Source organism: Shewanella sp. SG44-2 (assembly GCF_014164215.1).
GTDB lineage: Bacteria > Pseudomonadota > Gammaproteobacteria > Enterobacterales > Shewanellaceae > Shewanella > Shewanella frigidimarina.
Window position 1 is genome coordinate 178,365 of record NZ_JACJEU010000003.1, and the last position, 21,900, is coordinate 200,264.

At 41.0% G+C, this 21,900-nt stretch carries 16 protein-coding genes; 9 read left to right on the forward strand and 7 right to left on the reverse strand.

The genetic code is table 11. The features are described 5' to 3' along the window. Positions 1–271 precede the first annotated feature (271 nt). The 6 genes from H5181_RS03620 to ettA all read right to left on the reverse strand — a co-directional run bounded on the left by H5181_RS03620 (position 272) and on the right by ettA (position 12,772). Positions 272–4,102: an EAL domain-containing protein gene (locus H5181_RS03620; protein ID WP_404948485.1), complete on the reverse strand. Its 3,831-nt coding sequence runs from the start codon at positions 4,100–4,102 to the stop codon at positions 272–274. Between the two features lie 523 nt (positions 4,103–4,625). Next, positions 4,626–5,099 carry an NYN domain-containing protein gene (locus H5181_RS03625; protein ID WP_059746445.1) on the reverse strand — a complete coding sequence of 158 codons (474 nt, stop codon included), beginning with the start codon at positions 5,097–5,099 and terminating at the stop codon, positions 4,626–4,628. A 17-nt stretch (positions 5,100–5,116) separates the two neighbouring features. Then, the gene (locus H5181_RS03630; RefSeq protein ID WP_182750247.1) at positions 5,117–8,221 is read right to left on the reverse strand and encodes a multidrug efflux RND transporter permease subunit; all 3,105 of its coding nucleotides are present in this window, start codon (positions 8,219–8,221) and stop codon (positions 5,117–5,119) included. After that, on the reverse strand, positions 8,221–9,261 hold the full coding sequence (locus tag H5181_RS03635; RefSeq protein ID WP_404948488.1) for an efflux RND transporter periplasmic adaptor subunit: 1,041 nt from the start codon (positions 9,259–9,261) through the stop codon (positions 8,221–8,223). Before H5181_RS03635 ends, H5181_RS03630 begins: the two co-directional genes overlap by 1 nt. A gap of 319 nt (positions 9,262–9,580) precedes the next feature. Further along, positions 9,581–10,816 carry a hypothetical protein gene (locus H5181_RS03640; protein WP_011636505.1) on the reverse strand — a complete coding sequence of 412 codons (1,236 nt, stop codon included), beginning with the start codon at positions 10,814–10,816 and terminating at the stop codon, positions 9,581–9,583. 288 nt (positions 10,817–11,104) lie between these two features. Further along, a complete protein-coding gene (gene ettA, locus H5181_RS03645; RefSeq protein ID WP_011636506.1) occupies positions 11,105–12,772 on the reverse strand; it encodes an energy-dependent translational throttle protein EttA in 1,668 nt (555 codons plus the stop codon). A gap of 261 nt (positions 12,773–13,033) precedes the next feature. Between ettA and glyA the strand changes: the two genes are divergently transcribed. The 9 genes from glyA (at position 13,034) to H5181_RS03690 (ending at position 20,577) form a co-directional block, all read left to right on the forward strand. After that, positions 13,034–14,287, forward strand: coding sequence for a serine hydroxymethyltransferase (glyA, locus tag H5181_RS03650; RefSeq protein ID WP_182750249.1), 1,254 nt, complete (start codon positions 13,034–13,036; stop codon positions 14,285–14,287). Between the two features lie 114 nt (positions 14,288–14,401). Further along, complete coding sequence (nrdR, locus tag H5181_RS03655) at positions 14,402–14,851, forward strand: transcriptional regulator NrdR (RefSeq protein ID WP_011636508.1); 450 nt, start codon at positions 14,402–14,404, stop codon at positions 14,849–14,851. A gap of 64 nt (positions 14,852–14,915) precedes the next feature. Beyond that, positions 14,916–16,061 carry a bifunctional diaminohydroxyphosphoribosylaminopyrimidine deaminase/5-amino-6-(5-phosphoribosylamino)uracil reductase RibD gene (gene ribD / locus H5181_RS03660; protein ID WP_182750250.1) on the forward strand — a complete coding sequence of 382 codons (1,146 nt, stop codon included), beginning with the start codon at positions 14,916–14,918 and terminating at the stop codon, positions 16,059–16,061. A 64-nt stretch (positions 16,062–16,125) separates the two neighbouring features. Continuing rightward, entirely contained in the window at positions 16,126–16,785 is a 660-nt protein-coding gene (locus H5181_RS03665; RefSeq protein WP_011636510.1) for a riboflavin synthase, read from the forward strand. 124 nt (positions 16,786–16,909) lie between these two features. Further along, positions 16,910–18,013, forward strand: coding sequence for a bifunctional 3,4-dihydroxy-2-butanone-4-phosphate synthase/GTP cyclohydrolase II (ribBA, locus tag H5181_RS03670; protein WP_011636511.1), 1,104 nt, complete (start codon positions 16,910–16,912; stop codon positions 18,011–18,013). Between the two features lie 123 nt (positions 18,014–18,136). Beyond that, on the forward strand, positions 18,137–18,613 hold the full coding sequence (ribE, locus tag H5181_RS03675; RefSeq protein WP_011636512.1) for a 6,7-dimethyl-8-ribityllumazine synthase: 477 nt from the start codon (positions 18,137–18,139) through the stop codon (positions 18,611–18,613). 13 nt (positions 18,614–18,626) lie between these two features. Beyond that, on the forward strand, positions 18,627–19,031 hold the full coding sequence (gene nusB, locus H5181_RS03680) for a transcription antitermination factor NusB (RefSeq protein WP_011636513.1): 405 nt from the start codon (positions 18,627–18,629) through the stop codon (positions 19,029–19,031). Between the two features lie 87 nt (positions 19,032–19,118). Continuing rightward, entirely contained in the window at positions 19,119–20,075 is a 957-nt protein-coding gene (thiL, locus tag H5181_RS03685; protein ID WP_182750251.1) for a thiamine-phosphate kinase, read from the forward strand. Between the two features lie 10 nt (positions 20,076–20,085). Further along, positions 20,086–20,577, forward strand: a complete 492-nt coding sequence (locus tag H5181_RS03690; RefSeq protein ID WP_182750252.1) for a phosphatidylglycerophosphatase A — start codon at positions 20,086–20,088, stop codon at positions 20,575–20,577. 119 nt (positions 20,578–20,696) lie between these two features. Here the strand turns inward: H5181_RS03690 and H5181_RS03695 are convergent, their stop codons facing one another. Then, a complete protein-coding gene (locus H5181_RS03695) occupies positions 20,697–21,839 on the reverse strand; it encodes a hypothetical protein (protein ID WP_182750253.1) in 1,143 nt (380 codons plus the stop codon). Between the last annotated feature and the right edge of the window lie 61 nt (positions 21,840–21,900).

Sequence of the window (21,900 nt, forward strand, 5' to 3'; positions counted from 1 at the left end):
AATCATGTGAGCCCTCTCATTATTGATTTAAATAATAACAATGTAATGCGATATGAATAAGCATTTCACAGGCAATTATCTGCCTTGAAATGAATGTGTCTTTCGCATCAATAACGAGAGTTTAAGGCACCTTATTAGAGTTAGTTTAGAATACAGATTGATAGGTAACAGCATCGTTAGTGAAGGTTATGTGTGTTTGCAGACGTCGCAGTAAGCCGTTAACAGTTTGAGTGGTGCTTATGCGTGTATCGCTAATAAGTTGCCGTTCTCATTATTCGTTTTCCACTTCAACATATTCACATAAGGTTAACTGGTTATGTAGAAGGCATATTTCTAATTGAGTGACATCAAGAGCATGACTGAATAAAAAACCCTGAACTATTTTACAATTATACTGTTTCAATTTAAGCAGCTGAGCATGAGTTTCGACGCCTTCTGCAATGACATCTAATTTCAGCTCATTCCCTAAGGTAATGATGTTTCGCAATACAATATTACTGGTTTCTTCAGGCAAGATACTGCTTAAAAATCCCTTATCAATTTTTAAAGTATCAATAGGGAACTGAGTCAAATAGTTTAATGACGAATAACCTTTGCCAAAATCATCTAGAGCAATACGTACGCGTAATTGTTTGAGTGCTAACAGAACGTCTTGTGCGGTTTTTAAATCTTTAATGAGTAACGACTCGGTAATTTCAAGTTCAAGATGATGAGCAGGAAAGGCGGTTCGTTCTAAAATGGCTGCGATGTCATCGACAATGGTCGGTTGCGATAACTGTACCGGTGAAATGTTGACCGATATATTGCCTCTCAGTATCCCTTGTTGATGCCAGCGATATCCTTGCTGACAGGCTTGTTCAAGTACCCATAATCCGATATCGATAATTAAGCCGCTGTCTTCAGCTTGATCAATAAAGCGGCTAGGGGAAATCATGCCGTGTTGGGGATGATTCCAACGAAGTAACGCCTCTAAACCGACAATTTCATGAGTATCAACACAACATTTTGGTTGGTAATGTACTTCGAGTTGCGCATCTGACATGGCATTATTAAGTTGGTCTTTAATTAATAATCTTTCTAATAATGCCGTGGATAAGGTTTCGTTAAAAAAGTAACTTCCGTTACGACCATTCTGTTTAGCGGCGTACATGGCTGTATCAGCGTGTTTTAATAATGTTTTGGCATCTTTACCATCGTCAGGGAAACATGCCACACCAATACTGGCAGAACTGTTTAGCCAATATTGATTGATTTGATAGCCTTTATTGAGCGTTTGACGAACTCGTTCAATGATATTGACTAAATCTCGGTTCACGTCAGCCGCAACTTGCTCGTATGGAATGATTAAGGCAAATTCATCTCCGCCTAGTCGAGCTAATACATCTTGTTGGCTTAAACAATGCTGAAGCCGCTTACCAACTTGGATAATGAGCTCATCGCCTACATCATGGCCCATAGAATCGTTAACTTCTTTAAAGTGATCTAAATCGATAAACACGACCGCAGCGGTGTTATATGGATTAGACATAAGTAATGACAGTTGTTGATTAAAATGAAAGCGGTTTGCCAATCCAGTTAAGCTGTCAAAATTAGCTCGGCGACTGAGCTCTTTCATTTGTTTAATTCGAGATAACCCAAATAAAATCATGATCAATATAATGATGGTGCCGGAAGCTATTAATGCGTAATACCACCAGGCTTTTTTTATGTTAAAAGCAAATTCTGCCTGTTGGTTGCTCCACACTCCGTCACTATTAGTGCTTTGCACTTTAAACACATAATCACCCGCCGCTAGATTAGTGTACATCGCCCGAGGTAGCACTGTAGTCAGCCAATCTTGATCGAACCCCGCTAACATATATCGATATCGATTTCGTTTAGGGGCGGTATAGTCTAACGACGCAAATGAAAACTGGATCATGTTGTTGTCGTAATCAAGTATGGGCTTCGGTGGAGGGTTATGGCTGTTAATATTAATATACGATTTATTGGCTATTTTTGCCGAAGTGATATGCACAGGAGGCGCAAAATCATTTTGGCTAATAGTGTCGATATCTATCTGTATCACACCCTTATTAGTGCCTAATAGTAACTGGTGTTGATAAATGGCAATCGCTGCTTCATTAAAAGTTAAGTTGTCGGTGTTTATCACGCTAGGGTAAACACTTATTTGACCGGTTTTTAGGTTATATTTAGTTAAGGTGTGCTGGCTCGTTAGCCATAAATTACCCTGGTTATCACCGATGACGGCTTTTAAACGGTTATCTGGTAAGCCTTGTTTGCGGGTAATGTATTCAATGACAAACCCCTGAGGGGCATCTGGCGTTGGAATTATTTTTGCTAACCCGAGCCCTTGGGTTGCCGCCCACATAATGCCTTGTTCGTCTTGGTAAATACCGCCTATCCGGATGTTCTCTCTTTCATTACCTAAACTTAAATGTGATGTGATATCTGTTTTAGGATCAATAATAAAAATACCGTTAGTGGTGGCTAACCATAACTCACCCTGGGTAGCGATTAAACTGTCGAAGGTGAAATTTCCACCCGAAGTATAGAGATTATCCGCATCGTTAAAATAATGTTTTATTAAGCCTTTTTGTGGGTTAAATAGCATTACGCCAGCGTCTAAATAGCCTGTGATCCACACATTGCCTTCTTGGTCGGGGTCAACAGTATAGAAATCAGTATTAGGAAACCCATAGGGATTATTCACTTTATTACTAAAGCGTTGCACAGTGCCAGAACGTTGATCGTAAAAACTCAGGCCTTCTGCGTCAGAAAACCACAGATTATTGTCTTTGTCTGTTTTTACGTTCCAAATATTGTTTATTAATGATGGAATGGTTTTATCTTTTAAAGGACCTAATTGAACGGTTTTGTTATCGATGTTTATCTTATCAATACCCTTATTTGTTGCTACCCAGGCATCACCAGATTGTGTTAACGCTATTGCGTAAACATTGCCTCCAGATAGCTCTGATTGGCTGGCAAGGGGTTTATACAGTCGACTTGATTTTTTCAATGGCGTGTAATAAGCCGCTCCTTGATTAGTCGCAAACCAAACGACTCCTGAATGGTCGATAAATACATCATCAACATTATTGGTAGGTAATGATTGTTGATTAAACGTCTGCGAGGTTAGCCAGTCAAAATGTTCGGATGCTACAGTTAAATTTGCCGCGCCTTTGTCGGTACCGATCCAGATATGTTGCTCGTCTTCAATAGCGATGCTAGTGATGTAGTTACTGGGGATTTGACCTGGTTTTGCTTGTGTTGTGCTAAAAAAATGCTGGAAGGTGTTGTCGTTGGGCATAAATTTAATTAAGCCAAAATGTTGGCTACCAAACCAAAGTTGACCGTGATGGTCTATTTGACTCGTCAGAATGTAATCACTAAATAAATCTGCCGTAGCCACGGACGAGTCTGCTGTGGATATTGCTTGTGCTTTATCTGATTGATATAGCCGCATTGTTATACTGTTGGGTTCTAATAATGCGAGACCATGATCTGTTCCTACCCAAAGACGGTGCTGAGTGTCTTCTACTATGCTGTAAATCGATGTTTCTACGGGAGTATCTTGCTGATTTAAATATAATGGAACCGAGATGAAATTAGACTCATTTTCAGGTTTATATTGTAATCCACTGCCTGTACCTATCCATAACTGCTGTTTTGAATCCAAGTATAAGCGCATTATCCAATTGGTATTTTGAGCAAAAGGCTGTTGCGAGGTGGGGTAGATGTTAAGTTCATCATCGACGGTGAGTTGATTGAGACCATCTTCAGTGGCAAACCAAATATTGCCTAAGGTGTCTTCGATAATATCCGTAACAAAGTTATTCGATATATGCCTGTTAGATCCTGGTGAAAACTGAAAATGGATAAACTCTTGGCCATCATAACGGCTCACCCCAGCATCGGTGGCAAACCATAAGAAACCATTTTTTTGCTGATAGATAGAGGTGACCATAGTTGACGGCAAGCCGTCTGCGATATTGAGTCTATCTATCTGAAACTGTTTCGCACTTGTGGCTGAAGTGAAGGCAAGGGAGAGAAGTAAGCATAACAGTGAGCATAACCATCTTTGGAAAAAGAACACCATTAGATACCTTATTATTATTATGATTATTTTATTGGAAGCTGATTTTGGCACCTATAATAACAGGATGGTATATTGTAAATACAGTCGCTATTTTACACAACAAAATAATAACATTGTTTATGAGTTTGGGCTCTACCCATACTTTCTCTCATCCAATTTACACAATATTGATAAGAGTACATCCTTAGTATTTAATGCCGAATAGAGGTGGAATAAATGAAACTTTTTTATTGTCGGTTTCATTGTTAGCGATGTTTTGTCGCAAGTGCAGTTTTGTTGTATGCGCTAATAGGTGGGTCGATACTCTAAGTGTTTACATACAACCTGATATCGCTATAAGTAATTGAAATTTAAATGTAAACCCCATGCTCATTAATCACTATTAAGTTTGTTGTTTTTTTGCTAACAAAGCGAATAGACGCGTCAATAGCTGACCTATTACAAGTCTTCTCGTGTAAAAAATAACGCCGTTAGCAAGGCAAAGGGCTATTTGAGGGGCGTTTGTTATGCCGAGTTTAGGTTATTAAATAAGAAGCGAGGCGTCGATTGCGGTGAAGTGCTGCGCTTGATCGGTTAATGATTTTGCGGTGAGTCGCTCAACACTTAATACATGGGTGTAGCATGTGGTCGTTTGATTGATTTTTTTGAGTAATAAATCGAAATCACCATCACCAGACAGTAAAATAACCTCATCCACCGTGGGGGCTATCTCAAGCATGTCGATGGTAATCCCAACATCCCAATCTCCCTTGGCAGAACCATCACTACGCTGGATATAAGGTTTGGTTTTAACCGTAAAGCCAATATGTTTCAGTGCATCTTGAAACTTAACCTGACCGTCATCGGCTGGTGCTATAGCGTAAGCTATAGCGTGGCTAATACTGCCCTGTGCCGACAAATGCTTGTACAAGGCTCGGTAATTGAATGAACGCCCAAAACCTTGCTTACAGGTGTAATAAATATTTTGCACATCTACAAATACGGCAAGCGTTGTCATTATTACACCTGTGAAGATTAAGGCTGTTGCGCTTTTTGAGCAGCAATGGCGTCATTAAGTTGTGCTTCAACAAACCCTGGAGAGTGGGTTGACGAAGAAATAAGTCGGTACATTGCGGGTATCACCAATAGGGTGACAACGGTCGCAAATGCCATGCCGAAGAATATCACAGTTCCAACAGCAATGCGGCTTTCACTCCCCGCGCCGGTAGATACGATTAATGGTATGGCACCAATAAGGGTGGTAAAGGCTGTCATTAAAATGGGTCTTAAGCGACGAGCTGATGCGTCAATAATAGCGTTGTCGAGCGATAAGCCTCGGTCACGTAGTTGGTTAGCAAACTCAACGATTAAAATACCATTTTTAGTTACCATACCAATTAACATGATCATGCCAATTTGGCTATAGATATTCATCCCTTGATGCATTAGAACTAAACCAATAAAACCACCAAAAATCCCCATGGGAACGGTAAACATCACCACTGCAGGATTGATAAAGCTTTCAAATTGAGCCGCCAATACCAGATAAGCAATCAGCAGTGCTAAAGCAAATACAATGAGCACCCCAGCTTGGTTTTCTTTAAAGTCTTTTGACTCACCCGTGTAGGCAATTGAAATATCGTTTGGCAGTAAAGTTATTGCGCGTTGTTCTAAAAAGTCGAGGGCTTCGCCTAGGGTATAACCTTCGCCTAAATTTGCTTTGATGGTGATCGATTTCTGCTTGTTGGTATGGCTTAATCGCTGTGGTGAAGCTACTTCTTCAACTTTGGTGACAGTATCAAGGGTGATAAGCTCGCCTTTGCTGCTTCTAAAGTAAATCTTACTGAGGTCTGTGACGCTGTTAAAGCTGTTTTCATCACCGCGAAGGTATACATCATATTCTTCGCCACGTTCAACAAAGGTTGTTTCACTGCGGCCGCCCAACATGATTTCTAAGGTTGTCGCTATTTCTGAAACGCTAATCCCTAACTCTGCAGCTCGTTGCTTGTCTACCGTCACAACAAGTTCTGGTGTGGTCTCTGCGTAATCTAAATCAGCCCCGTCCAGCATAGGGCTTGCATCGGCTTCTTGTTGCAGTACTTGGGCCCATTTAAATAACTCAGCATAGTCAGAGCCGCCAAGTACAAATTGAACCGGTTCACTTGATTGGCCTCTAAATCCTGGCAACATTGGGCGTACCATGACATCGGGAATGTCTTTTAACGTTTGGCTGATTAACGCCAACGCTTGTTTAATATCGGTATCACGATCTTGCCAGTCTTCTAACTGGATAATCGCAAACCCGGTTTGATCTCCCGCTCGACCGCCAAATGCTGGTGCTTCAACACTAAATGATTTCACTACTCCTTGACCCAATAGTGGCATTAATCGGTTTTCAACGATGTCCATATTGGCAATCATGCGATTATAACTGGTGCCTTCGGCGCCTTTAATAAACGCAAATAATACCCCGCGGTCTTCTTGTGGTGAGAGTTGCGAAGGGACTTGTTGCAAGAGTAAATAGCTACCACCGATGCAGGCGATAATAATGAATGGTGCTGCTATACGCCAGTGCAATGCCCATTTGACCATACTACGATACCGTTGCTCTAAACGATTAAAGCCATTATCGATCGCAATGTTAAAACGATTTTTCTTCACATTGGCTTTTAATAATTTACTGCTCATGACAGGGGTAAGGGTAAGGGCGATAAGGGATGAAAACAGCACCGACATTGCCAACATCACGGAGAACTCAGTAAATAATAACCCGACCATGCCATCCATAAATGAAATAGGTAAAAACACCATCACCAGTACTAGGGTTGTTGATATCACAGCAAAACCGACTTCGCGAGTCCCTTTATAGGCCGCAAGTATCGGTTGTTCACCTTGTTCAATATGGTGGAAGATATTCTCAACCACAACGATGGCGTCATCAACTACTAGGCCAATGGCTAAAATAAGCGCCATTAAGGTTAATAAGTTAATGGAGTAACCCAAGCTGTATGCCGCCATAAATGCGGCAATTAACGATACAGGTACTGTTACTGCTGGAATAAGGGTTGCCCGTACTTGACCGATAAAAATGTACAGCACAAGAATAACCAGTACCCCTGTAATAAACAGGGTGTTGTAAACCTCATTAATCGAACGTGCAATAAACACATTGGCATCATAGTCGACAACCAACTGCGTTCCTTTTGGCAAGAAGCTCTGCACTTTATCGACTTCTTGTTGTACTTGCAGTGATATGTCTAATGGATTGGCATCAGATTGCGGCACTATACCTAAGCTTAAGTTAACGATGCCGTTGCTTTTAAAGGTCGAGTTTTCGTTTTCTGCACCGATGAATACGCTAGCGACATCTTTAAGGTATATAGGCGTACCATCGTCAGCGGTGTGGACAACTAAATAGTTGAAGTCTTCTGGGCTGTAATATAGACGTTTTGTTCTAACAGACATGACGGTGGTGTCGTTACGGACTTCGCCACCGGGTGTTTCAAGATTTTCACGATTTAAGGCACTAATAATGTCGTTGGTAGTTACATTTCTACCGGCCATTAATTGCGGTTTTAGTTGTACATACATGACTTTATATAAGCCACCAGAAATATTAACTGAGCTCACACCAGTAATTAAGCTAAATCTGTCTTCCAATACCCGCTGGGCGTAATCAGTGAGTTGAGTACGATCCATATTTTCAGAGCTTAAGTTGACGTAAATCGACGGTTCACCAGTGCCATTATCTTTAGATACAATTGGATCGTCAGCTTCATCAGGTAAGCGACGCTGTGCTTTGGCAACGGCATCTCGTACATCACTCACGCCTTCGGTTAAATCCCAACCTAGTTCAAACTCGATGGAAATACGTGACATGCCATTTCGAGTGGTTGAGGTGATTTCATCAATACCGCTGATGCCAGTTAATTCATCTTCAAGGCTCTTAGTGATTTTACTTTCCATAATAGTGGCTGATGCACCGCTATAAGTGGTCATCACTGTCACTACCGGATTTTGTACGTCGGGCATTTCTCTAACTGACAATTTAGAAAACGATACCAAGCCAAAAACACACAGTAATAAACTTAAAACAATCGCAACTACAGGGCGCTTTACCGCCGTATCACTTAGCCACATTATTGTTGCTCCTGTTTAACAGGGCTTGTTTTATTTTGCTTAGCTACGTCTTTTACTTTGACACCGTCACGCATATTTACCAGCCCCTGGACGACGATGTGGTCGCCGATGTTAATGCCAGATTCGAGTAACACTTGATCGTCAATTCTGGCCCCTAACATCACTTCGGTGCGTGTGGCGATGTTGTCCTGGTTGATTACGTAGACATAACGTTTGGTACCAGAATATTCAAGTGCTTGTACCGGAACAATAGGGGAAGACACGCTTGGAAATACCAGTGTTGCCGACATCATCATACCGGGCTTTAATTTACCCTTTTGATTATCAAACTGACTGCGAATATTGAGGTTGAGTGTTTGAGAATTGACGCGTGGATCAATTGCGATAATCTTGCCTGTAAAAATGGTTTTATTCCATGCTCTGCTGGAAGCGTTTACCGACATCCCTGTACTTAACAAAGAGAGATAATGTTCTGGAACTTGTAAATCGAGCTGTAACACCGATAAATCATCAAGTGTTAATAGTGACTCATTGATACTGACCATCTTGCCTCGGCTGAAGTTAACCAAACCAGTATTTCCGGAAAATGGCGCGGCTAGAGTATGGTAATCAAGATCTGTTTTGGCTGATTCAAGTCGAGCGAAAGCGATATCAACACTGGACTTTTGAGCTTCTATTTCTGTTTGAGTGATGGCGTTAACGTGAATCAACTTGTTAAACTCATTAAGCTTACGCACTTCATCTTGATAATAAGCTTGAGCTTCGGTCACGCTGGCTTTAGCTTTGCGGTTATCAAGCGTCAGCAGAGCTTGGCCTTTATTGACATATTGGTTGGATGTGACGGCTATGCTATTTATTTTGCCTGCTACTTGTGGCGCTATCATTACCGAGTGAGTTGCCGCCAGTTTTCCGATTAAGGTAATTGATTGCGAAAGCTCATGTTGTTCAACGGTGGCGGTGATGACCGGAACCACTTTTTCAGCGCGAGGAGGTGTGGGCGCGGCAATACCATTGGAAATAAACCCAATATATCCCATCATCAATACGGTAGTTGAAAAAAGACATTGGCCAAGTTTTTTGATCATGTAAATACACATCTCTATAAGCAATAATTGATGGTGTCGTTGCACAACGACATAGGCTAACGACTAGCCGGTGATTGATGCCAGCTTATTGTAATTATATTTGCTTAATTCAGCGTAAAGTAATGTAAATCTTTTAATTTTCTTTGTAACAAGGCGCATATCGATAGTCGTTTTAATGATGTTATAGCAACAAAAAAGCCATATCCGAAGATATGGCTTTGATTTATGTCACCCAAGCTGAATAAACAGTTATGTTAAAACACTGGTTAGAACATTACTTCTCGATAGGCTCGTTAGTAAATTCAATGTTTTGCTTTTTATTGACAGGTGTAACACCCATAAAATATTCATAACCTTTATCTGATGATTTCTTTTTTGCGTCATCATCACTCAACTTAATACTGGTTTGGTCAGAAAACAAGGTGTATTTAGCTTTCGCTTTTTGGGCGATAGGTTGTGGTTGTTTAACTGTTGGCTTAAGAATGCCTTTAGGGACTTCTGCTGCCACCACTTTAGCTTGATTACTGGCTTTGTTAGACGAAGTAACATTGGCAAATTTATAATTAAATACGCCATTACCTTCAACATTTTCTACGCTAGATTTATCTTGATTTTGGTAAGACGCTAAAATGCCGTGTTTACCTAAAGGGATCTCGTGAAAAAGTTTTTTGCCCGTGCCCACTTTGGTGCCATTGATATACCAATCTGCGGGTACGTTACTGATTAACGTCACCATCGCTGACTTAAGGCCTAATTCTTCATTTAACATTGAGTCGATTTTATCGTTATAAGAAGGCTTAAAGTTCATCGCCACTTTATAATGTAAATCGCCTCTCATATTCATGTTGGCGTCGATAACTTCATATGACAATAAAACACTTTTGTCATTTAAAAACGGCGATTCATTACGGGTATTGGATAAAATGCTGCTTTTAGATTCTTTCAAACAATCTGCGATAGTTTGATATTTTGAACACTCAGTCGAACCATTAATATTGACTGGCAGTGTGCTGCTTGATTTAGATAAATCTGCAATTAAACGATTAGTAATATCAGTTTTGAGTTTAAATAGTTGCTGACTTTTAGCGGCACGTTTTTTATTTATCGCCTCATATTCAGTTAATATTTCAACTTTTTCAGTTTCAAGACGCTTGCTGTCTTCTTCTGCTTTTAGGGTTAATTCATCGACTAAATTGACGGATTCTTCAATTTGTTTATAGGTTTCAGGAAGCCCCGTTTTAGCACGAATAACCTTAGGTAATTCTGTAATTAGCTCATCATAACGTTGTTGTTCTGAAACGATTGTTTTTTTCAGTCCTTCAACGTCATAGGCTTTTTTATTAAGCTGTGAGAATTTGTCGTTAACAGTGATTAGCAGGGTATCGATATCATATTGATTTTCAATTTTATTGAGAGTCTGCTTTTCTGACGTGGTAATGACTTCGAGTGCCGCAAATGAGTTGCTTGCGTATAAGCACAATAAAGCAAGGCTAATTGAACCGTATCTCACTGATATCTCCATTAAATTTCTCTACAAGCTGGAACCATCGACACTCTGTATTGCGCTGAGTGTAATCAGCAAAGAGTAAAATAATCCATTAATAATTTATAATACTGAAGTTATTTTGGCTTTACAAACAGATTGTGGTGCATTGCTCACAATAAATTGACAAAATTTTGACACTTGTCGGCATCTCGATTGTTCAATATCGACAATAATCTTTCAAATAGTGGCTAATATAATAAAGCAGAGCGCTAAGGCTCTGCTTTATTATTCAACACTTTTACTACAGACAGGTTACTTATTTAAGCGCTTGTATTTTAATCGATGCGGTTCCACTACATCGGTGCCTAAGGTGGCCTTTAACCAAGTTGAATACTCAGTGTAGTTACCTTCATAGAAACTCACTTTACCTTCATCACGGTAATCCAATATATGGGTCGCAATACGGTCAAGGAACCAACGGTCATGGGAAATAACCATTGCACAACCAGGGAACTCTAATAACGCTTCTTCTAGTGCTCGTAATGTTTCAACATCCAAGTCGTTGGTGGGTTCGTCGAGTAATAATACGTTGCCACCAGCTTGTAATAGCTTAGCTAAGTGAACTCGGTTGCGCTCACCACCCGATAATGAACCAATTATTTTCTGCTGATCGCCACCACGGAAGTTAAAGCGGCCTACGTAAGCACGGCTAGAAATTTCAGTGTTGTTGATGCGCATAATATCTTGGCCGCCAGAAATCTCTTGCCACACGGTATTTTTATCATTCATCGAATCACGGAACTGATCAACCGAGGCAATTTGAACCGAATCACCAACAGAAATAGAGCCACTGTCTGGTTGTTCTTCGCCTGAGATCATTTTGAATAAGGTTGATTTACCCGCACCGTTAGCACCAATAATACCGACGATAGCGCCCTTAGGAACCGTAAATGTCAAATCATCAATCAGTACGCGGTCACCATATGACTTGGTTAAATTAGTCACTTCAATGACTTTGTCGCCTAAGCGAGGTCCTGGTGGGATAAACAGTTCATTGGTCTCGTTACGCTTTTGGTAATCGTTGGTGTTCAATTCTTCAAAGCGAGCCATACGGGCTTTACCTTTTGATTGACGACCTTTAGCACCTTGGCGTACCCACTCTAATTCTTTAGCAATGGTTTTCTGGCGTGCGCTTTCTGTGGACGATTCTTGGGACAAGCGCGCATCTTTTTGTTCAAGCCAAGATGAGTAGTTACCTTCCCATGGAATACCTTCGCCGCGGTCGAGTTCTAAAATCCAACCTGCAGCATTATCTAAGAAATAACGGTCGTGGGTAATAGCGACCACAGTGCCGTTATATTCTTGTAAAAAGTGCTCTAACCATGCCACTGACTCGGCATCCAAATGGTTGGTTGGTTCGTCGAGTAACAGCATTTCTGGTTTTTCAAGCAATAAACGACAAATGGCCACTCGGCGACGTTCACCACCAGAGAGTACGGCAATTTTCTCATCCCAATCGGGGAGACGTAATGCGTTAGCAGCACGTTCAAGAATATGATCAAGATTATGTGCATCTTGAGATTGGATGATGGCTTCTAATTCGCCTTGCTCTTTTGCAAGTGCGTCGAAGTCTGCATCGGGCTCAGCATAAGCAGAATAGACCTCGTCTAAGCGTATTAGTGCATTTTTAGCTTCGCTTAGGGCTTCTTCAACGGCTTCGCGCACAGTTTGTTGTTCGTTTAAGCGCGGTTCCTGCGGTAGGTAGCCAATTTTTAACCCAGGCATTGGGCGTGCTTCACCTTCAATTTCGGTATCTATTCCCGCCATGATGCGCAGCAATGTTGATTTACCTGAACCGTTTAACCCGAGTACACCAATTTTGGCGCCAGGAAAGAAGCTTAATGAAATGTCTTTTAATATTTGCTTTTTAGGTGGGACAATTTTACCCACACGAAGCATGCTGTATACAAATTGAGCCATAATTATATTGTCTAATTGTCAACAAAGATGGTGATAATTCTACTGTATTATGTGCTGAACTCAACAGGCAATTGTGTGATTTTATCTAGCGTGCTTATTAGACTCAATTCGCTAAAGAATCTGCTAGCTTAGCGTTATTAACATGAATCGTTTTGTATTCAGAACACAGTGAATTTCATGTTGTTTGTACTGTAAATCATTATCGTTGCAGAGTAGAATACCGCGCAACCCTACTATTTATATAATGATGTTGGAGCTACCATGTTGAAGAAAGCGATGAATATTGCGGATTATGATCCAGAATTATTTAAAGCCATTGAAGATGAAACTTGTCGTCAAGAAGAACACATTGAATTGATTGCGTCTGAAAACTATACCAGTCCACGTGTGATGGAAGCGCAAGGTTCACAGTTAACTAACAAGTATGCTGAAGGTTATCCAGGCAAGCGTTATTATGGTGGGTGCGAATACGTTGATGTTGTTGAAACATTGGCTATTGAACGCGCAAAAGAATTATTTGGTGCAACTTATGCCAACGTACAGCCTCACTCAGGCTCGCAAGCAAACAGCGCAGTATTTATGGCGTTGTTACAACCGGGTGATACCGTTTTAGGGATGAACCTTGCTCATGGTGGTCATTTGACCCATGGTTCACCAGTGAATTTTTCTGGCAAGCTTTACAACATCATTCCTTACGGTATCGATGACGCTGGCAAAATTGATTATGACGAAATGGAACGCTTAGCCATTGAGCATAAGCCTAAAATGATTATCGGCGGATTCTCTGCATTCTCAGGTATTGTTGATTGGGCAAGAATGCGCGAAATTGCAGACAAAATTGGTGCATACTTATTTGTTGATATGGCACACGTAGCAGGCTTAATTGCTGCTGGTGTTTATCCAACGCCAGTTCCACATGCACACGTGGTTACGTCTACAACTCATAAAACATTAGCGGGTCCTCGTGGCGGGATTATTATTTCTGCAGCCGATGATGAAGTGTTGTATAAGAAGTTGAACTCAGCGGTATTCCCGGGTGGCCAAGGTGGTCCTTTAATGCATGTTATCGCGGGTAAAGCGGTTGCATTTAAAGAAGCATTAGAGCCAGAATTCAAAGTATACCAGCAGCAAGTGGTTAAAAACGCGAAAGCCATGGTTGAAGTGTTTTTAGCTCGCGGTTATAAAATCGTTTCTGGCGGTACTGAAAACCATCTAATGTTGGTTGATTTAATTGGTCGCGATTTAACCGGTAAAGAAGCTGATGCCGCATTAGGCAGCGCAAACATTACTGTTAATAAAAACTCAGTGCCTAACGATCCTCGTTCACCGTTTGTTACCTCTGGTATCCGTATTGGTTCGCCTGCAATCACTCGTCGTGGCTTTAAAGAAGCAGAAGCGAAAGAATTGACCGGTTGGATTTGTGACATTCTTGATGATGCAACTAATACTGTTGTAATCGACCGCGTCAAAGGCCAAGTTTTAGCCTTATGTGCTCGATTCCCTGTATACGGTTAATCGTATTGGATGTTTGTTGATACAGGTTTAGGTTAACCTTGTTCAACAAATAGGATAAACTTTAATGGCCGCTAATTGTTAGCGGCCATTTTGTTTTTTTCTGCAGGAGGTTCAATGCATTGCCCTTTTTGTAGCGCGACCGATACCAAAGTTATAGATTCTCGATTAGTGGCTGATGGTCACCAAGTACGTCGCCGCCGGGAATGTACTGAATGCCATGAACGTTTCACCACGTTTGAAGGCGCAGAATTAGTCATGCCTCGCGTCATCAAACGCGACGGAACTCGACAACCATTCGATGAAGAAAAATTGCGTGGCGGCATGCTACGTGCGGTCGAAAAACGCCCAGTCTCAATTGATGAAATTGAGCAAGCATTAACTAAAATTAAATCAACGCTGCGCGCGACAGGTGAGCGTGAAGTGAATTCTGAAATGATTGGTAATCTGATGATGGAACAGTTGATGAGCCTTGATAAAGTGGCATATATCCGCTTTGCATCGGTTTATCGCGCATTTGAAGATGTATCCCAATTTGGTGAAGCCATTGCTAAATTGCAAAAGTAACGTAGCCTATTAATATCTGTTTTAATGGTTTTAATGGCATTTAAGCAATAAGAGATTATCTCCCATGTCTAACTGGTCCACCTTTGACACCCAAATGATGAGTCGTGCCATCGCCCTTGCCGAGAAAGGCCGTTATACAACACGGCCAAATCCTTGTGTCGGTTGTGTCATTGTTTATCAGAATAAGATTATTGGTGAAGGTTATCATCAACGTGCGGGCCAAGGGCATGCCGAAGTTAATGCGCTGAAAATGGTGCATGATAATGGCTTGTCTGCTGAAGGTGCCACCGCGTATGTCACTCTTGAACCTTGTAGCCATTATGGTCGCACACCACCTTGTGCTTTAGGCTTAATTAACGCCAAAGTTGCCAGAGTTGTGGTCGCAGTGACCGATGCAAATCCTGAAGTGTCTGGCCGCGGGATTACCCTATTACGTGAGGCTGGTATTGAGGTTGATGTTGGATTGCTCTGCGAACAGGCCTATGACCTTAACCTAGGTTTTATGAAACGGATGAAAACAGGGCTTCCTTGGATAACCGTCAAAATAGCCGCCAGTTTAGACGGTAAAACGGCCTTGTCTAATGGAGTGTCAAAGTGGATTACCGGCAGTGCAGCAAGAGCTGATGTGCAAAAATACCGTGCTAGCCACTGTGCATTAATCACTGGTGTTGAAACCATTCTTGTCGATGATCCTAGCCTTAATGTGCGCTATGAGACGTTAGGTGAGTTAACTACACGTCATACAAAAGATGAAATCTTTCAGCCCTTAAGGGTTGTGCTGGACAGTCGCGCAAGATTAACAGCAACACAGCAATTATTTTCAATTCAAAGTCCTATTTTACTGGTTTCTGGCTGCCATTATTCCGAAAGCGTCAAGGCAGAATTTCCAGAATATGTATCATTTCTTCAGTTAACGTGTGACTCATCGGGCAGAATTCCATTGTTAGCCTTGCTAACGTATTTAGGGCAGCATGCTAATTCTGTTTTAGTTGAAGCGGGGGCCACTTTAGCTGGGGCATTTGTCGCCCAAGGACTCGTTGACGAGGTAGTGCTTTATCAAGCGCCTAAAATCCTCGGTAGCCATGGACGTAATATGTTGCAGTTACCTGATTACAGTACAATGGAACAAACGCCTGCACTGCAACTAATTGATGAACGTAACGTAGGACAAGATAAACGTTATATCCTCAGATATAATCAACCCTATTAATGTGTGAGTTGCTATGGCTAAAACCTGAGCAACAGCAAAGTTTAACAGCAAAAAGTGAGTCATTATGTTTACTGGAATAATCGAAGCCCTTGGCACATTACGTAAAATTGATCGTAAAGGTAACGATATCCGCTTAACGGTTGCCAGTGGTAAGTTGGATTTAACCGACGTAAAGCTAGGTGATAGTATTGCAACCAATGGCGTGTGTTTGACCGTTGTTGAGCGTTTAGGTGATGGTTACGTTGCTGATATATCGGCAGAAACCGTTGACTTAACGGGCTTTAGTCATTATCAAGTAGGCCAAAAGGTTAATCTAGAGAAGGCGGTTACGGCAACCACTCGATTGGGTGGACACATGGTGAGTGGACACGTCGATGGCATTGCAAAAGTTGAGCAATGCGCTTACAGAGGCAAAGCACTCGAGTTTTGGTTATCGGTACCCGCTCAATTAAGTCGCTATATTGCTCACAAAGGCTCGATCACCATCGATGGTGTTAGCCTGACCGTTAATGAAGTTGATGGCGCTCGTTTTAGATTAACGATTGTGCCTCACACTGCTGGTGAAACCACGCTGGTGGATCTAAAAGTAGGTGATAGTGTCAATATCGAAGTCGATTTAATCGCGCGCTATTTAGAGCGTTTAATGCAACCGGAAGCTAACCATGTGCAGCCTTCATCGGGCGTGACCATGGAATTACTCGCTAAATCAGGTTTTTTACGTTAAACGCGACAATTTTTACGTTAATTGCGACAGTAAAACAGCATTTTTACTCTATACATAATTCGCAATACCAGTAGATTTAATACCTAAATTTTAAATCAAACACTTACTAAATAAAGGTCTGACAATGGCGCTACATAGCATAGAAGAAATCATTGAAGATATTCGTCAAGGTAAGATGGTTATCTTGATGGATGATGAAGACAGAGAGAATGAAGGTGATTTGATCATGGCCGCTGATAAAGTGACGCCAGCAGCAATCAACTTCATGGCAACCTATGGCCGTGGATTAATTTGCCAAACAATGACCAAAGAGCGTTGTCAGCAGCTTAATTTGCCTTTAATGGTTACTAATAATAATGCCCAGTTCTCGACGAATTTTACCGTGTCAATTGAAGCGGCTACAGGAGTCACAACAGGTATTTCTGCTCATGACCGTGCAGTGACTGTACAAGCTGCTGTTGCCAAAGACGCCAAAGCCTCTGATTTAGTGCAACCTGGGCATATTTTTCCGTTGATGGCACAAGAGGGCGGAGTATTAATACGTGCTGGTCACACTGAAGCCGGTTGTGATTTAGCACGCTTAGCTGGCTGTGAGCCTTCTGGTGTGATTGTTGAAATTTTAAACGAAGATGGCACCATGGCGCGCCGTCCCGATTTAGAAATATTCAGTGAAAAGCATGGGATTAAAATCGGTACTATTGCCGACTTAATTGAATACCGTAATACGAATGAAACCACGGTTGTACGCGAAGCTCAGTGTAAATTACCGACTCGTTTTGGTGAGTTTACTATGGTGACCTTCAGAGACACTATCGATAATCAACTACACTACGCCTTGATTAAAGATGACGTAAAACCAAATTGTTTGGTGCGTGTGCATTTACAAAATACCTTCAATGATTTACTGCATTCGGAACGTGATCAAAAGCGCAGTTGGCCATTAGAAAAAGCCATGGAGCGGATAGCTTCAGAAGGTGGTGTTTTAGTGTTATTGGGTAATGATGAACATACGAGTAATTTATTGGCCAAAGTAAAAGCGTTTGAAGCTGAAGACAATGGTCAATCTCCAGCGCCAGCTATGTGGCAAGGAACATCTCGTCGTGTTGGCGTAGGCTCGCAAATTCTGTCGAGTTTAGGTGTCAGCACTATGCGTTTACTCAGTTCGCCAAAACGTTATCATTCACTGTCTGGTTTCGGTTTAGAAGTGACTGATTATATAGCTGAATAATTTTGGCTGATGGTAAATTTAACAAATTCATTAATTGCATAGCGCTCAGGGCTTTTGGCTGTGATATCATAACGCCTCTTTTTGCCCCGAGCCGGGTGCTTTAGCTAATTTAGGTAAGATAGAATGAACGTAGTTCAAGGTAATATCGAAGCGAAAAATGCCAAAGTGGCGATCGTAATATCGCGATTCAATAGCTTTTTAGTTGAAAGTCTGCTTGATGGTGCAATAGACACATTAAAGCGTTTCGGCCAGGTCAGTGACGACAACATTACTGTTGTTCGCGTACCTGGTGCAGTTGAATTACCACTTGCTGCAAAACGTGTGGCTGCAAGTGGAAAGTTTGACGGTATCATTGCATTAGGTGCTGTCATTCGTGGCGGTACACCTCATTTTGAATTTGTTGCTGGTGAATGTAACAAAGGTCTTGCACAAGTTGCATTAGAGTATGATCTTCCTGTTTCATTCGGTGTATTAACTACAGATACCATTGAACAAGCTATTGAGCGTTCAGGTACTAAAGCAGGTAACAAAGGTGGCGAAGCAGCCCTTAGTTTGCTTGAAATGGTTAATGTACTGCAACAACTAGAACAACAGCTGTAATAGTAGGAAAAGTATGAAACCTTCAGAGCGCCGTAAGGCCCGCCGTTTAGCCGTTCAAGCCATTTATTCATGGCAGTTAAGTCAAAACAAAGTTGCTGACGTAGAACATGAGTTTTTAACTGAACAGAACACTGACGGTGTTGATGTCGCTTATTTTCGTGAGTTGTTAACTGGTGTAGCATCAAAAACATCGCAAATTGATGAGCTGTTAAAGCCGCATCTTGATCGTAAGTTTGAAGAAGTATCACCAGTAGAAAAAGCCATTGTGCGTCTGGCAACTTATGAGTTGACCTTCCGTAAAGATGTGCCGTTTAAAGTGGCGATTAACGAAGGTATCGAGTTAGCGAAAGCGTTTGGTGCTGAAGATAGTCACAAATTTGTCAACGGCTTGCTTGATAAGTTAGTGAAGCATAAGTAACACCAGAACGGTATCTTCGGATACCGTTTTCATTTGTTATCAATTGTTTCAAAATTAAGGTGGACGGTTTACCGTACCAGACTGAATGTGAAAGAATTCCAACTCATCGAACATTACTTCCGCAATAAAGGCCTAAAAAGGCGCGATGTTGAGTTAAGCATCGGCGATGACTGTGCGTTAGTGAATCCTGCAGACAATAAATCGTTAGCGATTTCTTGTGATACCCTTGTTGAAAACGTCCACTTTTTAGCAGATATTCCTGCTCATGCTTTAGGTTATAAATCGTTAGCGGTTAACCTTTCTGACCTCGCCTCAATGGGAGCTGAACCTGCCTGGTTTACCTTAGCGTTGACCTTACCTGATGTTGACCAGCCTTGGTTAGCACAATTCAGTGAAGGCCTATTCGAGATTGCAGAATATTATGGTATTGCCTTAATTGGTGGTGATACTACCCGTGGACCTCGCAGCATCAGTATTACGATTAATGGCCAAGTTCCTAAAGGTACTGCATTAACCCGTGATGGTGCAAAAATAGGTGATTGGGTTTATGTGACAGGCACATTAGGTGACTCAGCTTTAGGTCTTGATATCCTCAGGGGAGTCAAAACAGTTAACACTGAAGATAAAGAATACCTAATTAATCGTCATTATTACCCAACGCCTCGTGTTTTAGCAGGCCAAGCGCTTCGTACACTCGCCACCAGTGCTATCGATTTATCAGATGGCTTAATGTCTGACATTGGGCATATATTAACGGCATCAAAAGTGGGCGCCGTCATCGACGTGAATCAAATTCCGTTATCAAACTCAATTAAAGCCAATCTCAGCCATGAAGATGCATTAAGTTATGCACTTACTGGTGGTGAAGACTACGAGTTATTGTTTACGGTTCCTGAGTCTCAACGTGGCGCAATTGATACAGCGTTAATTCATGCTGGTGTAAAATTTGTTAAAATTGGCCAAATCAGTGCAGGTGATAAATTAAAACTAGTAGAAAATGGGCTAGAATTTAACCCAATTTCACGTGGCTTTGTGCATTTTTAATTGAAGTACTATGAGACTATTAACCCAAGATAAATTTGTAAAAAAGCTTTCTTTAGCCAATCCAATTCACTTTTTGGCATTAGGCTTTGGCAGCGGTAAAGCGGCAAAAGCACCGGGTACTTTTGGTACTTTAGCCGCAGTTCCCATCGTGCTACTCATGCAACAGTTAAGCTTAACTAATTACCTTATCATTACCTGTATTAGCATGCTCGCTGGATTCTATATTTGTGGCAAAGCAGCTAAAGATATGGGCGTACATGACCATGGTGCAATTGTATGGGACGAAGTAGTTGGCTTGATGATCACCATGATTGCAGCGCCTTTAGGTTTTATGTGGTTAGCACTTGGTTTTGTACTTTTTCGCTTTTTTGATATCGTAAAACCATGGCCTATTCGCTGGCTCGATGCCAAAGTGCATGGCGGTTTTGGGATAATGATTGATGATGTATTGGCGGGAATATTTTCGTTAATCGGTGTGCAACTAACGGTCTATTATCTATAAATATATTATCAATACCTGATTATAAACAATGATTATAATCGCATCTAATACATAAAAAGAGCACATTTGTGCTCTTTTTATGTCGATAATACTTATACTAAATCAGTTGCAGCTACTTACTAGGATGATTTTGCGGTAAGTAGATTGGTCCGCAATTGCTCTAACTCTGTATTCATATTGGTTAAACGTTGTTTGTAATCTGTTCCATAAACAGTGCAATTAAATAGTTTACCAATCGGATTGTAACGTAACATCCATAATTGCTGAAAAAAATTGTCGTTAGAACAATAATTTGGTTCTTTGAGCGTGTGCATCGAGGTCGTTGAAACCGGTTCCTTTACTAGGCTGACAATATACTCAGCCATAAGATTGTCACTGTCTGTTGGCTGAAGCAACGCATAGGCTAACCATTTCTCATAAAAAGTCACGCTATCAGACTGCACTTCAATTAACATTTGTTCTGTAACGTTATGGGCAAAAAGCCATTCTCCAGAAAATATCCGTTCAAAATCACTATCAGTTAATTCGAAAGATGTTTGCCAAGCTGTAACTTTGGTTGCAACAGCTGCATCAGTGGTTTTAGCTAAGGTGCTAGCTAAATTAAGCTGATATTTGATCATGTTAACGGCAATCATATGATTGAGTGTTGAGCGAGATGAGTGATAAACCATATTCCAAAAATGTGCATCTTTGTTTAAAAATGCTACCGCAGCTTGTTGGTCAAGTGTGTTGTCAGATGTATCTACACTTATTATCGCAGCAAGCTGACGAACATCTCTTAACTTAAAAAGCAGACCCCAGTGAGCTTGATTATTTGGGGTTAAAGACTGTGGTTCTTCTTGCCAATAAGGCATATCTAATAATGAATTATATTGTTGTATATTGGCTTTATGAGCGCCAATGACATTTCTAATACTATCGCTATTATCGCTAATAAATTCACTGCATATTATCAAATCCGTTTGATAACAAGCGGTTTTAAAATTGTCAGTTAACTCAATTTCTTGCTCGCTGAAGCTGATAAATGGTTTTTTATCATTTGTTTTATCATCTCCTATTGTGCCTACGATAGTAATTGCATACTCATAGCCATTTTCGCTAGGGTCGATAGGTTGCTGTTTTAGCCAGTTTTCAACTAAAAGAGTGTTAGGTGACTTTGTTCTGTCTGTTGCATTAATAGTCACTAAACAGACAACGGTGAATACCAGTAAGCTACATATTAGCCCGACAAAAATACCCAAGCCCTTTATTACTTTCATCATTATGATTTATCCGTAAATCTATTTTAACTTTACGTTAACATATTGATTTGCTTTTTATAAG

Excerpts from the sequence above, each read along its gene's own strand:
- H5181_RS03635 (WP_404948488.1), bottom strand. The coding sequence starts at position 9,261 with ATGATGGGATATATTGGGTTTATTTCCAATGGTATTGCCGCGCCCACA.
- H5181_RS03665 (WP_011636510.1), top strand. The coding sequence starts at position 16,126 with ATGTTTACTGGAATAATCGAAGCCCTTGGCACATTACGTAAAATTGAT.
- H5181_RS03690 (WP_182750252.1), top strand. The coding sequence starts at position 20,086 with ATGAGACTATTAACCCAAGATAAATTTGTAAAAAAGCTTTCTTTAGCC.
- H5181_RS03620 (WP_404948485.1), bottom strand. The coding sequence starts at position 4,102 with ATGGTGTTCTTTTTCCAAAGATGGTTATGCTCACTGTTATGCTTACTT.
- ribBA (WP_011636511.1), top strand. The coding sequence starts at position 16,910 with ATGGCGCTACATAGCATAGAAGAAATCATTGAAGATATTCGTCAAGGT.
- nusB (WP_011636513.1), top strand. The coding sequence starts at position 18,627 with ATGAAACCTTCAGAGCGCCGTAAGGCCCGCCGTTTAGCCGTTCAAGCC.
- glyA (WP_182750249.1), top strand. The coding sequence starts at position 13,034 with ATGTTGAAGAAAGCGATGAATATTGCGGATTATGATCCAGAATTATTT.
- H5181_RS03625 (WP_059746445.1), bottom strand. The coding sequence starts at position 5,099 with ATGACAACGCTTGCCGTATTTGTAGATGTGCAAAATATTTATTACACC.
- ettA (WP_011636506.1), bottom strand. The coding sequence starts at position 12,772 with ATGGCTCAATTTGTATACAGCATGCTTCGTGTGGGTAAAATTGTCCCA.
- ribE (WP_011636512.1), top strand. The coding sequence starts at position 18,137 with ATGAACGTAGTTCAAGGTAATATCGAAGCGAAAAATGCCAAAGTGGCG.
- H5181_RS03630 (WP_182750247.1), bottom strand. The coding sequence starts at position 8,221 with ATGTGGCTAAGTGATACGGCGGTAAAGCGCCCTGTAGTTGCGATTGTT.
- H5181_RS03695 (WP_182750253.1), bottom strand. The coding sequence starts at position 21,839 with ATGATGAAAGTAATAAAGGGCTTGGGTATTTTTGTCGGGCTAATATGT.
- nrdR (WP_011636508.1), top strand. The coding sequence starts at position 14,402 with ATGCATTGCCCTTTTTGTAGCGCGACCGATACCAAAGTTATAGATTCT.
- ribD (WP_182750250.1), top strand. The coding sequence starts at position 14,916 with ATGTCTAACTGGTCCACCTTTGACACCCAAATGATGAGTCGTGCCATC.